The sequence below is a fragment of the Streptomyces sp. NPDC026062 genome, from assembly GCF_055568375.1.
In genome coordinates this window covers 176,142-190,238 of record NZ_JBVHOQ010000005.1, presented here as the reverse complement: position 1 = coordinate 190,238, position 14,097 = coordinate 176,142, and the positions used below count along the sequence as shown (strand labels likewise).

The following is a 14,097-nucleotide window of genomic DNA, read 5'->3' as shown; positions in this document are numbered from 1 at the left end:
CGCTGACCCAGGGATCCGCTACGGGCCGAACACACCGCGCAGAGCGGCGATCTTGCGCGGCAGGTCGTACTCCGCCCCGCCCTCGTGCCCGTTGTACGTGAACACCTCGATCTGCGCCGGGCCCGCGTAACGGTGGTAGGCGGCGAACACGGTGGACGACGGGCAGACCTTGTCCATCAGCCCCACCGAGAACCACGCCGGAGCGGTCGCCCGCGCCGCGAAGTTCACCCCGTCGAAGTACGACAGGGTCTCCATCGCCTCCTCGATCCGGAAGCGGTGCCCGGACAGCCAGCGGGCGATCTCCGCGTACGGTCCCGTGTCCGTGATCTGCGAGGCGCGCCGGTAGTGGCAGAGGAACGGCACATCGGCGACGACTGCCGCGATGTCGTCCCGCAGTCCCGCCACGGCGAGCGCGAGGCCGCCGCCCTGACTGCCGCCGAGCACCGCGACCCGCGAGGCGTCCACCGCGTCGTGGGCCTTCGCCGCGTCGACGGCCCGGACCGCGTCCGTGATCAGCCGGCGGTAGTAGTGCCGGTACGGGTCCTCGATGCCGCGGGTCAGGAAGCCGGGGGAGGAGGAGCCGTTCCCCTCCGGACCGATGTCCACGGTGTCGGCGGTGTTCTTGCCGCCACCGCCCTGCCCCCGGTTGTCCATCACCAGATGGGCGTGGCCCAGGGTGCTCCAGGTGAGCCAGGAGTACGGGATACCCCGGCCGCCGTTGTAGCCGATGTACTGCACGACCACGGGCAGGGGCCCCGTGCGTTCCCGGGGGAGCATCAGCCAGGCCTTGACCGGCTGGCCGCCCCAGCCCCGGAACGTCACGTCGAACACGTCGACGGTGGCGAATCCGGCGTCGTACGGGACGAACTCGGCGTCCAGCGGGTGGCGGGCCGTCTCGGTGAGCGTCTTCTCCCAGAACGCGTCGAAGTCGGCCGGCTCCTCCGGTTCCGGCCGGTAGTCGTGCAGCCGGTCCAGGGACATGTCGAACAGCAAGGGTCTAGCTCCTCTTCAGGGTGACGCCGAGGGTTGAGCCGTGGAGCCGGGACGTGGCGGCGGTGATACGGACACCGGTGCCGGTCGGCGCCACCGTGATGCCCGGGTCGGCCGAGACGACGCTCAGATTGCGCTGGGCCAGGTGCAGTACGACGGAGGACCGCAGCTGGGTCGGGTCGGACAGCGAGACGGTCACCGTCCTGCCCTCCGGCCGGACGAGGACCGATGCCGGCCCGTCCGAGGTGAGCTCCTGCGCGGTGCCCGCGGTCCAGAAGTTCGCGGCGAGCAGTCCGTCCGCGCAGCGGCGTACGGCGTGCACGGCCGTGGTGCGGGCGACCGCCTGCACCGGGGGCGCGGACGACCACTGCTTCGTACGCCCGGCGGAGGCCATCGGCGCCTGCAGCCAGAAGTAGCCGGCCCCCTCCGGCGCGGTGCCGTGGTCCTGCCACAGCGTCAGATACGGGCGGGTGACCGAGGTGTCCGTGCCGTACTTGAGGTTGATCTCGCGCCAGGTCGCGGTCCGGTCCTCGCGCACGCCCTGAAGGGTGGCGGGCTCGGGGAAGATGTATCCGCCGGTTCCGGCGAAATGCAGCCAGCGCACCTTGTCCAGCCGCGCGGACCAGCCGGTGTCCGTCGGCGCCGCCTGACCGTTGACCAGCAGGGCCGTCGCCGGGTCCCGCAGCTTCCGGTTCTCCACCACGGTCTCGGCCGTCCCCGCGTCGGCCGTGATGCCGGAGCCGACGCAGGCGATGACGTCGTCCAGGCAGAACCAGCTCTTGAGGCCCTGGAGCGAACTGCCGAACGCCCTCAGCTCCATGCCGTACGCGCCGAGCGTCGTCCCGGGCAGTGCCGTGCCGCCCGCCCAGTCGGCGGTGCTGGTGGTGCGCTGCCCCGCCGCGTCGGCGGGCCGACCCGCGAGGACAGTGGTCCCGGGCAGCCGGGTGGGGTCGACCGTGGGCCAGTAGTCCTCGCTGTAGTGGCCGAGGTCGTCGGTGTAGAGGAGCACCATGCCGTCGGAGAGGTGCCAGGCGTGCAGGTTCTCGTTCTGGATCGACTCGTAGTTGTAGATCCGCGACGAGTACGCGGAGACGCCGAGCGCGAACGAGGGCCGGTGGTGGGCCGCCTTGTCCATCCGGGGGTGCTGCTTGTGCGCGACCAGCGGGCCCCGGGCCGGAACCGGGGACGCGATGACGTCCCGGGCCGCGACGAGCGAGGCGAGGTCGGTGACGGCGAGGAAGTCGCGGTAGGTGTCCTCGGCGATCCACTGCTTGACCAGCGCGGTGAACCGGTCGGCGGTCTCCCCGGGGAAGCTCGGGATCAGCCGCACCACCGCCTCGATGACGGTCTGGGCCGAGACATGGCCCTGCTTGCTCGGGCGGGCGATCTCGCGCCCGCAGACCGAGGCCATCACATCGCCGCGTGCCAGGAGCGGGTCGAATCCCTCGTCCACCCAGAGCCGGACGTTGTCGAGATCGGGGTCGGTGACCGTCCACGCCGTACCGGCCAGGAGGTTGAGCAGCCGGGAGAGGTTGTTCAGCAACTCCTTGCCGTAGCCGCCGTTGTACGGGTGCTTGTAGTGCTGGAGGAACGAGCCGTCCGAGTAGAAGCCCTCACCCGTGCCCTCCGCCGCCGCGCTCGCGTCGTTGAAGGCCAGGACGCTGTTGGCACCCGAACCCTCGACGTCCGAAAGAGCGTCACGGACCCGGCCGAGGTCGGCGCCGCTGTCGCGGAGCACCGCGTTCACGGCGACGACGGTGGAGATCCACACCCGGTTGGCGCCTGTCGCGATCTGCCGGTCGGCCCGCCAGAGATTGGGATCGGGCGTGTAGCTCCGGACGGCGTCGTTGATCCGGCCGAGCCGCTCGGCACCGAGCACGTCGTGGAGCAGCACGGCCGCGTCGTTGAGCGCGAGGGCGGAGCCGATCTCCCAGTCCCAGTCGTTGTCGAACCGGGTGTGCTCCGGCCCGTAGCGGTTCGTCAGCATCCAGTCGATGCCTGCCACAAGCAGGTCCCGCAGCGCGGTGTCGCCGTACTGGACGGTTCCGGGTACGGCCCACGCGGTCGCGGCTGTCGCGAGCCGCTTGAAGGACGTCGTGACGTGGTTGGAGAGCGTGGTGCTGGTCAGGTCGGGGAACAGCCCGTCCGTGCGGGACGGGTCCAGGCCCTTCGCGGATGTCGTCGCGGCCTTGCCGATCCGGGCCACGGCGGCGGCGATCTGCGGGTCGGTGAGGTCGAGACCGGGGCCGCCGGTGAGCAGGGTGTGCCACCGGCCACGCAGCGAAGCGGCGTCGTCGACGGGGTCCTCGGCCTGCGCGGAGCCGGCCGCGAGGGTGAACGGCAGGGCGGCGGCAGCGCCGATGGCCGCCGCACCGGTGAGCACGGTGCGCCGGGTGGTGGTGCCTCGGGTGGTGCCTGGCTTCATGGGGCGGCCCTCACAGAAGGTGTCGGCGGTCGACGGCCGCGGCGAGTGCCGCGTGGCCGGATGGGCTGGGGTGGAGGCCGTCGCCGCTGTCGTACGCGGGCAGCATCCGCTCGGGGTGGTCACGGTCGCGCAGGGCGGCGTCGAAGTCGGCGACGGCGTCGAAGACGCGGCCGGTCCGCACCGCCGCGTTGATCCGCTGCCGTACGGTCTCCAGCTCGGGCGTCCAACGGGTCCAGCCGCCGAACGGGGTGATCGTCGCGCCGACGGCACGGAGGCCGGCGCTCCGGGCGCGCAGCACCAGCTGCCGGTAGCCGGCCAGGACGAGCCCCGGATCGGTCTGGCTGGGCGGTTGCTGGAGATCGTTGACCCCGAGGTGGATCAGGACGGTCCGCAGTCCGGGCAGGGACAGCACATCGCGGTCGAACCTGGCCTGCCCGCCGGGCCCGAAGCGGGCGTCGTCCAGCAGCACCCGGTTTCCGCTGATTCCCAGATCGGCGACCGCCGCGCCGGGCAGGCGCCTGGCCAGCTGGTCGGGCCAGCGCAGATCGGAGTCGTCGGGCGTGCCGACACCCTCCGCGATGGAGTCGCCCAGCACCGCGATCACGGGTCCGTGGGCGCCCGTCACCTCGACACCCGTCAGCAGGTACACGGAGGTGGTGCGGACCCCGTCGACGTCGTGCGAGGCATGGGTGTTGCGGTGGAACGACAGCGGCCCGGTGGGGCCGGGCAGTTCGGTCCGTACCGTCAGCAGCGAGCCCTCGGCGGCCCGCAGGCCCGCGACCGTGTCACTGGTCAGCGAGGCGCCGGCGGCGATCCGGGCCTGCGGGAGCCCGCCGAACGTGACGGGCCGGCCGGCCGCGGTCACCGGGCCGATCAGCACCGGCACGGTTCCGAAGGCGTGCCCGTAGCGCAGCCGGACCGCGCCACCGGCGGACAACCGCACGTGAGCGGTGAACGTGCCCTGGGTCAGCCCCGCGACGGCGACCGTGTCGGTGGGGGTCGGCGCCGTCTGCGCGGTCGCCCACGATGTCGTCCAGTGCGACCGGCGCGCCCCGCCGCCCGGTGCCGCGGCGGCCTGCGCCCCGGATGCGGTCGCCGCGACCGCGGCAAGCCCGGCCGCGGCGGTCAGTACCCCGCGTCTCGCGGGTCCCTGCCCGCTCACTGGGGGCACGCACCGGTCGGGGAGTACTCGCTGCCGTAGGTGCCCACGGAGTCGCCTCCGGTGTTCCCGCTCATCGTGTTCGTGCAGACGGGGCCCTGCGGGGTGCGCATGAACTTGATGCCGCCCCCGGCGTTCGCGGTGATGGTGTTGCCGTAGACGCTGGTGTCGATCCCGTCGGTCGCGGTGTCGCCACCGAGCCGGATGCCCGCACCGGCGTTGTCGTGGATGGTGTTGTACCGGAAGATGTTGCCGCTGCCGCGCGCGTCCAGACCGCCCGAACTGGAGTCCTTCTGCTGGCTGCAGTCGTTGTACTCGACGTAGTTGTTGGTCGAGTTCTCCTTCACGTCGACGCACTCGTTGCCGCGGGTGGCGATCGTGTTGTGGTGGATGCGGTTGTTCTTGCTGATGTCGGGTGCGGCGTCCGGGGCGCCGTTCGCGCCCTGTTGCTCGGGAGCGGTGCCGAGGTAGATGCCCTCGCCGTTCTTGCCGCCGCCACCGAACTCGAAGTCGGCGACACCGCAGTCGGTGATGGTGTTGCCGGAGATGTCGGCGCCGGTGACGAGATAGCGCACTCGCAGGCATTCGTCGGCGGCGTTCTTCAGGGTCATTCCGGTGATGCGCAGCGCGCCCACACCATTGCCTGGGGTCGTGCTCATGACATATATGAGCTTGAGGCGGTACCCCGACACCTCGGTGGACGACCCGTGCAGCCCGTCCACGGTGAAGCTGCTCAGCGTCGTCGAGTCGTGCCGCACCTGAATGATCCGGGCGTCTCCCGCCCCCTTCACCACGGCGTTCGCCGGACCGGTGATCGTGACCCCGGCGCGCTTGGTCACGATGTCCTGCTTGTACGTACCGGCTGCGAGGTTCACCACCGCGCCCGCCGGCGCCAGATCGACCGCCTTCTGGATCGTGGCGAACGGCGCGCCCGCCGACGTACCGGAGTTGGTGTCGCTGCCGGCCGGCGACACGAAGTAGGCGGTGGCCGAAGCGGCGGCCATGGACGGCGGGGGAAGGACGAGCGGTGCGCCGACGGCGAGCGCGGCGACGAGGGCGGTGCGCAGTGCATGGCTCATGGGGTGTGCCTCCTGGGATCGGCGAAGGACAGAGCGAGCAGTACGGGAATGCTCGGGCCGAGAAGCAGTGGTCCGAGCGGTACGACGAGCGAGAGGAGTACGGCGGAGACCACCGCACCGAGCAGGGCGGTGCCCCGGGCGGCCGAACCGAAGCCGAGCGCCAGCGCGCCCCGCGTCCAGTCCCGCACGGTGCCGTCCGGCGTCCGGCCCGCCTCGGCCGCCAGCGCCACATGGTGGATGACCAGGGCGGCCGCTATGCCCGCCTGGGCGGCGAGCAGCATGAAGGTCCAGGGCTCCGAACGGCTCAGCAGATGGACGATGTCGGCGGCGAGTACGGCCCCGGCAGCCGTGGAGACGAGCGAGTGCCGCCACAGGGAGCGCCAGTACCGGGGGAACGCCGTGAAGGTGTGGACGAAACACCGGCTGTCCCCATCGGCCCGCCACCGCTGGAGCCCGTGCGCCATCGCGGCGAGCGCGGGCAGCCAGGTCACCACCCCCAGCGAGAGCACGGCGAACGCGGCGCCGGCGACAGCCGGGTAGGCCACGAACTCCAGCCGCCGCAGCAGCGTCGGCCAGCCGGACGAGAGGGTTGCCTGCATGATCAGCCGACCTTTCCTGTGTACGGTTGCGCCACGTCGAGCAGTACCCGCCCGTCCAGCTCCAGCCGGGTCGCCGCCACCACCCAGGGGGCTTCGCCCTCGGTGAGCAGCACGGCCGAGGCCTCGGCGAGAACGCCGCCGGAGCGGATCCGCCGGGCCACGGGGGAGAGCAGCACGGTCTCCGTCCCGAAGGCCACGCCCTGGCCCTGCGAGCAGACGACCCGGGTGGCGTCCGTGTCCGCCCCCGGGGTGATCGCGGTGAGGAACAGCGCCTCGGCCGAGCGCTCCGTGGCCGAGCGCAGGGTGTGCAGGGTGCGGGTGAGGCGGAGTTCCGGGGTGCTCGACGTCGGATTGGCCTCCACCTCGGTGACCTCCCCCGCGATGCGGGCGCCGGCCGGGGCGAACTGCCGGAACAGGGCCGTGGCCGTCCCCGAGCGGATCAGCCGGCTGCCGTCAGGACCGGGTTCGGCCGGCCGGTCGGTCTGGAGCAGGAACGTCCACTCCCGTGCCGCATCCGCCTCGGCGAGGTCCAGCAGCACCAGACGCCCCGACGGGGTGAACACCAGCGTCCGGTCGAGCCGCCGCACCCCCAGCGCGGGGTCGTACATCGCGGCGATCCCGGCCGTGGAGTGAGCCCATCCGCAGTCGTCGGAGACGAGCACATCGCGCTGCCGGGCCTGCCGCTCGAAGGGGATGTCCCGGTACACGTGATAACGGTCCTCGTCCGCGTACCCCTGTCCGTCCACCAGGAGGAGATTGTGGTGCGCGGCCCGCTTGCGGTTGCTGTAGCCCTCGTCCACGGCGAGGAACGCGCCCTGGGAGACATACACGAACGAACCCGAGTCGGGGTGGTGATGGCCCTGGTTGAGGGTGTCCCAGCCCTTCTCCGCCCGGTACTTCTCGGCGGTCTCCCACGCCCGGTGGCCACCGCCGGGGCTGGCCTTGAACGACACCAGCGTGGCGTCCCCGTCCCAGCCCGTGCGCGCGGCGAGCAGCCCGAGGTCCGGGAAGAACGCCCGCTTCTCGGTGGGCCGGGCGGCCGGCACCGACGGGTCGTACCAGAGGTACTCCAGATACGCCTCCGGCAGAATCCCCGGCCGCACCCCGCTCTCGGCCGCCTCCTGCCACAGCAGCTCGCCCGACGCCAGATCGCCCATCCACTGCGCCTCCGGGATCGCGTACTGGGCGGCCAGGCGGTAGTAGAGACCGGCGCTGTGGCCGCTGCGCCGGTCGTGGCAGTCGCCGTGATCGACGTTGAACGCGAACCCGGGAGCCGTCTGGTGCAGCCGGTAGCGGAACGTGCGGGACATGAAGCCGCCCCGGTCCCACCAGTCGATGCCCTCCGCCTCCTTCAGGAGGTCCAGGTGGGCCGCGAGGAAGGGCACGCCGTAGCGCCAGTAGACGACGCCCTCGGCATGCGAACCGTCCGGCGGCATCAGGTCCAGAACGGTCCCGAGGTTCTCCTTGGCGCGCTCGGTCCACTCCTCCTTGCCGAGTACGTATCCGGCCGTCGCCAGACCCGCATAGCAGATCCAGTTGTGGTTCTGCCAGTACGACGACGACCACCAGCCGCCCTCGCTCGCCACCGCGAACTCGTACATCCGCCGCCCCTGGAGCAGCAGTTTGTACCGCAGCAGCGCCTCAGTCTCTTCCGGCAGGTCGTCACCGAGCCACCGGTGGGCGAGGGAGAGATGGTGCAGCAGCCAGCCGGCGTCCAGGTCGTGGTCCGGCATATGGGCCCTGCCCCAGTGCGGCAGCCGCACCACCGCCTCGATCCAGCGCAGGCTCTCCGCCAGATGCGCGGGATCCCCGCCGATCCGGTGGGCGAGCGCCGGGTTGGAGGCGGCGGGGCCGAGCCAGGTGATGCTCGCCAGAGGGTGGGTACGGGGCGGGGTCACTCCGCGGTGGCGGGTGGCCTCCTCGTACAGCCGCTTCTCCTGCGCGGGGCGCGGTCCGGGCGGCGGGGTCGCCGAGAGCAGCAAGGGTCAGTCCTCCGTCCGGAACCGTGCGGTACCGCCGTCGGCCCGACGGACCGTCAGACCGGTGTCGTCCAGCCGCACATCGGTCACCGCGGGTCCGGCCGACGCGGCCTGGTAGACCGAGGCGAACGTGACCCGGTCGGTGTCGGCGGCGAAGTCCACCCGGGTCCGTACGCGTTGCGGATCGTCGGCCGGCCCCGGACCCGGCCGGCTCACCGGGCGCACGGGGACATCGGCCCGGTGGATGTGCCAGCCGTGCAGGGTTTCGTCGCCGTACCAGGTGGTGTGCGCCGGGCCCGCCGCCTGTACCTGCATGTCCAGCGCGGTGCCGGGGCGCAACTGGGCGGCGATGTGGCGGGACTCCGTGGCTGTCACGGTCAGCAGGTCCACCAGATAGCCGTCACCCGCCACGATCCGGCGGACCGCGCGCACCCCCTCGTACGCCGTGCTCACCCCGGCCGTGACGGAGCGGTCGTCCGAGCCGAGCAACTCGCCCGCGCACTCCGCCTGCTCCGTGCCGTCCACCCGGAACGCCGGATGGGCCTCGGTCGAGGCGTACAGATCACGGAACTCGGCGTGGGCGTAGGGAACCTGGCCCGGATCGGGCTGCCACGGCGTGTTGTCGCCGTAGAGATAGAGAGACAACTTGTCCCGGTGGCCGTGCGAACCGCCGTGCGGACCGAAGTCGAGCAGCGCGTGGATGCCCGCGACCCGCAGCACCGCGTAGCCGGCCGTCCTGAACAAGGTGAGCGCGCCGGGCACAGGACGCCCCGGCAGCGGCGGACCGGTGAACCAGCCGTCCAGCTGCCGGTCCAGACCGTCGTCGGCGGTGCCCAGTTCGGCGCGGGCCCGGACAGCCACCGCTTCCAGCTCGGCCGACGGCACCAACTGCTGTGCAAGAGCCACCAGTTCGAGCCATTCCAGTGCCAGCGGGGCACGCAGGTACGGCCCGTCGTGCAGCGCGGGCAGTATGCCGCCCGGCGTCGCGATCGAGGCCAGCACATCCGTCATCCCGGCCAGCACACCCACCACATCGGCCGGCAGTGCCGCCGGATCGGTGCCCCGCAGCGCCAGCAGCGCCGCCCGCAGCACGAACCCGTGGTAATAGGTACTGCCTTCCCATTCCCAGCCGTCTTCGGCGACCGCGACCCGCAGATGCGCGAACAGCCCGCTGTCGCCCTCCAGCCACTCCTTGCCGCCGTCCCACTCCTGCCCGCGCACCGCCGCGGCTCCCCGCCCGGCGGCGGCGCCCGCGGCGTTGAGCCACGCGGTGTAGTTGGAGGCGAGCTGCCCCTTCCCGATCAGCACGGAGCGGGCGTCGAGAGCCGCCCGCTCCAGCGAGTCGAGCAGCGGCAGCACCCCGGACAGATCCTCCGTGCCCCGCTCGGCGAGCGTCAGGACGGTGTGTCCGATGTTCACCGCCCAGATCGCGTCGGTCAGCGCCTGGTGGAAGAGCCGGCCGCGCAGCATCCAGCCCTGCGCCTCGCCGTGCCGGGCGATGGCCAACTCCTCGTACAGAGCGGTGTACTCGACGAGGCGGGCCACCGCCTCGGCACGCTCGCCCCGGTGGGCGAGTACCCGCAGGTGCCGCGCCCAGGCCTGGTGCGACAGCACCAGCCAGGCACCGCGCACCGCGTCGTTGTCCACCCGGCAGCCGTACGCACAGCGCGCACCGCCTTCGGGGAACACCCCGGTGAGTACGTCGCCGTGGTCCAGCTCCACCCCGTGCGCCGGGCACACGTACGCGTGCCACCAGCCGCCGCGCTCCCGCGCGATCTGCCTCAACGCGGCCACACGCCACCGTCGATGTCCACCGTGGTCGCCGTGAGGAAGCCGGACGAGGGCGATGCCAGATGGACGACGGCCGAGGCCACGTCCTCCGGGGTGCCGGCCCGGCCCACCGGGATGCCCGCCTCCATCGCCCGCTGCGCCTCGGGAGCGGTGAACGTGTCGTGGAAGGCGGTTCCCTTGATGAAGCCGGGGGCGACGGTGTTGACCGTGATGCCGCTGCCGCCGAGCTCCTTGGCCAGACCCTTGGTGAAGCCCCGGATCCCGGCCTTGGCCGCCGCGTAGGCGACCGATCCCGGGCCGCCGCCGTTGTGCGCGGCGAGCGACGACATCGTGATGACGCGCCCGGCTGACGACTCCTTCAGATGGGGCAGCGCCGCCCGCACGGTACGGAATGTCGAGGTCAGATTGGTGTTGATGACCTGGTCGAAGTGGTCGTCGGACATCTCGGCGATCGTCGCCCGCCCGATCAGATGTCCGGCGTTGCAGACCAGGACGTCCAGCCCGCCGAGGAAGCCGGTGGCCTCCTCGACGAGGCGGTCCACGTCGGCCGTCACCGTCGCGTCGGCCTGGAACGCCTTGGCCCGGCGGCCCACCGCTTCGATCGCGGACACCGTCTTCGCGGCCTCGTCCGACGAGGAGTGGTAGTGGACGGCGACATCGGCGCCGGCCTCGGCCAGGGCGACGGCGATGGCGCGGCCGATGCCGTGGCCCGCCCCGGTCACGAGCGCGCGGGAGCCTTGGAGATCAGCAGACATGGGGGGTAACCCTTTCGATAACCGGCCGTTGAGGACCGGGACCGGTCACTTGAGACCGGCGGTGGCGAAGCCCTGCACGAAGTAGCGCTGGCCGATCAGGAAGAGCACGACCATGGGCAGGGTGGCGAGCGTGGTGCCCGCCATCAGGAAGTGCCACTGGGGGCCGTTCTCCGTCTTGAAGACGGAGAGCCCCACCTGGATGACCCGCAGACTGTCCGTCCGGGTCACCAGCAGCGGCCACAGGAAGTTGTTCCAGGATGTCTCGAAGGTCAGCAGCGCCACCGTGATGAGCGCGGGCTTGACCTGCGGCGTCATGATCCGGGCGTAGATCCGGAACTCGCCCAGACCGTCCAGCCGGGCCGCCTCCTCCAGCTCCACCGGAAGATCCAGGTAGAACTGCCGGAAGAGGAAGACCGCGAACGGGGTGACCGCGCCCGGCACGATGAGTGCCCACCACGTGTCGAGCCAGCCGCTGCCGCCCTGGCCGAACAGGTCGTTCCCGCCGGCCAGCGGCATGAAGCGGACGATCAGGAACTCGGGGAGCACCTTGGTGTACGTGGGGATCATCAGTGCCGCGATGAAGAGGTAGAAGATGACCTCGCTGCCCCGGAACCTGATCCGGGCCAGCGCGTACCCCGCCATTGAGGCGATCACCAGGTTGAGCATGGTGTGGCTGAACGCGATGATGAAGCTGTTGCGGGCGTACGTGGCGAAGGGCGCGGCCTTCAGCGCGTCGGTGTAGTTGCCGAAGGCCCAGTGCTCGGGCAGCAGTCCGCCGTCCTGCGACGCGATCTCCACCGGTGTCTTGAGGGAGGTCAGCACCATCCAGATGAACGGCACCACCATCAGCAGCGAGACCACGGACAGCGTCACAGAGAGCGCGATCCGGCCGCCCGCGACCGGCTTCCGGTTCGCCCGGGGACGGGGCGGCTGTGCTGCCCCGGCCTTGTGCAGCTCAGTTGTGGCCACGGGTGCCTCCCATGATCCGCCGGTTGACCAGGGTGAAGCCCATCAGCAGCACGAACAGCACCAGAGACTGGGCGCTGGCGTAGCCGACGCGGAACTCCCGGAAGGCGGACTTGTAGATCTCGTACGTCATCATCGTGGTGCTGTTGGCCGGTCCGCCCTCGGTGAGGATGTAGATCTGGTCGAACGACTGGAACGCGTTGACCATCGAGGTGATGAGCACGAAGAACGTCGCGGGCTTCAGCAGCGGCAGTGTGATCGAGAAGAACTGCCGCGCCTTGGAAGCGCCGTCCACCGAGGCCGCTTCGTACAGCTCCCTCGGCAGTGACTGGAGCGCGGCCAGGTAGATGAGCATCTTCATGCCGATGCCCTGCCAGACCCCGACCAGGATCACCGAGGGCAGTGCCCAGGTGGTCGAGGACAGCCAGGCCGGACCGTCGACGCCGACGAACGAGAGCAGGGCGTTCAGCAGTCCGTTGCCCGGGTTGTAGATCCACAGCCACACCAGGGCGATCGCCACGGTGGCGGTGACCTGCGGCAGGAAGATCGCGGTACGGAAGATGCCGCGCGCCTTCAGGCCGGTGTGCAGGGCGAGCGCCACCAGCAGACCCAGCATCATGCCGAACGGCACGGTGAAGAAGGTGTAGATGACGGTGTTGACGATGGACTTGCGGAACACCGCGTCGTCCATCATCTCCGAGAAGTTGTCCAGCCCCACGAACTGCGGCGGCGTCAGCACGTCGTACTTCGTGAAGGCCAGGACCACCGAGGCGACGACCGGCAGGCCGATCCAGAGCGACGCGTGCAGCAGGGCGGGGGCGACCATCAGCATGCCGGCCCGCTGCCTGCGCCGCCCCGGACCCGTCGGGGTCCTCCCGGTGGTCCGCCGCTTGGCGGGCCGGGTCTTCTCAGGCGGGGAAGGCAGCCGCTCCGGCCGTGCCTTCAGTACGGATACAGCTCCCACAGCGGCGCCTCACATCCGGCCGATGGCGGCCTCGGCGAGACGGCCGAGTTCCGCGATGGCGTCCTTCGCGGACTGGCCGCCCACGATCGCGGGCTCCAGCGTCGGCTTGATCTTCTCGCGGATCTCCATCCAGGCGGCGGAGCCGCCCTCCGAACAGGCGGCGCTCATGCTCTGCAGGGAGAGGTCGACGAACTTGTTCTCCTTGACATAGCTGCTGTCGCTCAGGTCCTTGAGCCCGGGTACGGAGCCGCGCTGCTTGGCGGCGCCCAGGATCGCCTCCGGAGTCGCGAGGTACTCGACCAGGGCACGGGCAGCCGCCGGGTGCTTGGAGCTTGCCGACTGGGTGACGAGGGTGCCGCCCTGGAGCATCGCCGGCTTGCGGTTGGCCAGCACGAACGCGCCGAGTTTGTCGCCCTTCAGCAGGTCCGGGTTCTGCTCGCGGACCTGTTCCCACAGAGCGCTGGTCGTCATCATCATCGACGCCCTGCCCGTCTGGACGTTGGTCGGGGCACCGAGATCCGTCTTCTTGGCGTAGCTGGCGGAGCCGTCCTTGATCAGGTCCTTGAAGAACTGCAGCGCCTCGACGCCCCGGCTGTCGGTGAACAGCACCTTCTTGCCGTCGGCGCTGAAGAGCTGACCGCCGTTGGCGAACAGGAACGTCTCCCAGCACTGGCGCAGATCGATGGAGAACGGGTCGAAACCGACCCGGCCGTCCTTCGTCAGCTGCTTCGCCACGGCCCGCAGCTCGGCCCAGTTGGCAGGCGTCTTCTTGATGCCCGCCTCGGCGAAGTGGTCCTTGCGGTAGACGACGATGCGGGTGTCGAGCACCACCGGCAGCGCGTAGAGCTTGCCTTCGTAACGAGACGGCTCCAGCACCCGCTTCTCGTAGTCGTGCGCGGCGGCGAACTTCTCGGGCAGCGGGGCGATCGCCTTCTTGGCCGCGAAGGGCGGGATCCAGCCGACGCCCATCATCAGCACGTCGGGCAGCAGCCCGCCGGCCATACCCGTGGTGATCTTCTCGTTGAGCTGCGCGTACGTGGTGTAGTCCACGTTCACCTTGACGTCCGGATACTTCTTCCGGAAGCCTCCGATGATCTCCTTCTCCAACAGCGTCTTGCCGTCGGCACCTTCGAAGATAGGGGTGAGCAGCGTGATCTCGCCCTCGGCGGGACCGTCGGCGGAGCCGGCCGCCGAGGAGCCGGTGCCGCAGCCGGACAGTGCGGCCGCAGCCGTACCGGCACCGATGGCGGCGAGCAGCGACCGTCGTTTGAGTTCCATGGGGCACCCCTCGTGAGGTGGAGGTTGTGGATCGATCCAGCGATGGCAACCCAGTCGTGGCTGAGAAGCGCTGGTAAATCGATGCACTGAGACTAGGAACGCCGCGCGAGAT

At 70.8% G+C, this 14,097-nt stretch carries 11 protein-coding genes; all 11 read right to left on the bottom strand.

Translation table 11 applies throughout. The features are described 5' to 3' along the window. Positions 1–18 precede the first annotated feature (18 nt). The 11 genes from ACZ4LX_RS06540 to ACZ4LX_RS06490 are packed head-to-tail and all read right to left on the bottom strand — an operon-like array spanning position 19 to position 13,985. Positions 19–993 carry an acetylxylan esterase gene (locus ACZ4LX_RS06540; RefSeq protein WP_467638893.1) on the bottom strand — a complete coding sequence of 325 codons (975 nt, stop codon included), beginning with the start codon at positions 991–993 and terminating at the stop codon, positions 19–21. Positions 994–997: 4 nt separating this feature from the next. Further along, positions 998–3,415: a polysaccharide lyase 8 family protein gene (locus tag ACZ4LX_RS06535; protein WP_467638896.1), complete on the bottom strand. Its 2,418-nt coding sequence runs from the start codon at positions 3,413–3,415 to the stop codon at positions 998–1,000. Positions 3,416–3,425: 10 nt separating this feature from the next. Continuing rightward, a complete protein-coding gene (locus ACZ4LX_RS06530) occupies positions 3,426–4,577 on the bottom strand; it encodes an SGNH/GDSL hydrolase family protein (protein ID WP_467638899.1) in 1,152 nt (383 codons plus the stop codon). After that, positions 4,574–5,653 carry a DUF1565 domain-containing protein gene (locus tag ACZ4LX_RS06525; RefSeq protein WP_467638902.1) on the bottom strand — a complete coding sequence of 360 codons (1,080 nt, stop codon included), beginning with the start codon at positions 5,651–5,653 and terminating at the stop codon, positions 4,574–4,576. Before ACZ4LX_RS06525 ends, ACZ4LX_RS06530 begins: the two co-directional genes overlap by 4 nt. After that, positions 5,650–6,252, bottom strand: coding sequence for a YesL family protein (locus tag ACZ4LX_RS06520; protein ID WP_467638905.1), 603 nt, complete (start codon positions 6,250–6,252; stop codon positions 5,650–5,652). The genes ACZ4LX_RS06525 and ACZ4LX_RS06520 overlap by 4 nt, the downstream gene beginning before the upstream one ends. A 2-nt stretch (positions 6,253–6,254) precedes the next feature. Further along, a complete protein-coding gene (locus ACZ4LX_RS06515) occupies positions 6,255–8,234 on the bottom strand; it encodes a hypothetical protein (RefSeq protein WP_467638908.1) in 1,980 nt (659 codons plus the stop codon). Between the two features lie 3 nt (positions 8,235–8,237). After that, the gene (locus ACZ4LX_RS06510) at positions 8,238–10,025 is read right to left on the bottom strand and encodes a heparinase II/III domain-containing protein (protein ID WP_467638911.1); all 1,788 of its coding nucleotides are present in this window, start codon (positions 10,023–10,025) and stop codon (positions 8,238–8,240) included. Next, entirely contained in the window at positions 10,013–10,777 is a 765-nt protein-coding gene (locus ACZ4LX_RS06505) for an SDR family NAD(P)-dependent oxidoreductase (protein WP_467638914.1), read from the bottom strand. The genes ACZ4LX_RS06510 and ACZ4LX_RS06505 overlap by 13 nt, the downstream gene beginning before the upstream one ends. Positions 10,778–10,822: 45 nt before the next feature. Continuing rightward, positions 10,823–11,746, bottom strand: coding sequence for a carbohydrate ABC transporter permease (locus ACZ4LX_RS06500; protein ID WP_467638917.1), 924 nt, complete (start codon positions 11,744–11,746; stop codon positions 10,823–10,825). Next, positions 11,733–12,707 carry a carbohydrate ABC transporter permease gene (locus tag ACZ4LX_RS06495; protein ID WP_467638920.1) on the bottom strand — a complete coding sequence of 325 codons (975 nt, stop codon included), beginning with the start codon at positions 12,705–12,707 and terminating at the stop codon, positions 11,733–11,735. Before ACZ4LX_RS06495 ends, ACZ4LX_RS06500 begins: the two co-directional genes overlap by 14 nt. 9 nt (positions 12,708–12,716) lie before the next feature. After that, a complete protein-coding gene (locus tag ACZ4LX_RS06490) occupies positions 12,717–13,985 on the bottom strand; it encodes an ABC transporter substrate-binding protein (protein ID WP_467638923.1) in 1,269 nt (422 codons plus the stop codon). Positions 13,986–14,097 lie beyond the last annotated feature (112 nt).

Bases quoted from the DNA above. Each gene is read 5' to 3' on its own strand.
- ACZ4LX_RS06535 (WP_467638896.1), bottom strand. From the start codon at position 3,415: ATGAAGCCAGGCACCACCCGAGGCACCACCACCCGGCGCACCGTGCTC.
- ACZ4LX_RS06525 (WP_467638902.1), bottom strand. From the start codon at position 5,653: ATGAGCCATGCACTGCGCACCGCCCTCGTCGCCGCGCTCGCCGTCGGC.
- ACZ4LX_RS06520 (WP_467638905.1), bottom strand. From the start codon at position 6,252: ATGCAGGCAACCCTCTCGTCCGGCTGGCCGACGCTGCTGCGGCGGCTG.
- ACZ4LX_RS06505 (WP_467638914.1), bottom strand. From the start codon at position 10,777: ATGTCTGCTGATCTCCAAGGCTCCCGCGCGCTCGTGACCGGGGCGGGC.
- ACZ4LX_RS06490 (WP_467638923.1), bottom strand. From the start codon at position 13,985: ATGGAACTCAAACGACGGTCGCTGCTCGCCGCCATCGGTGCCGGTACG.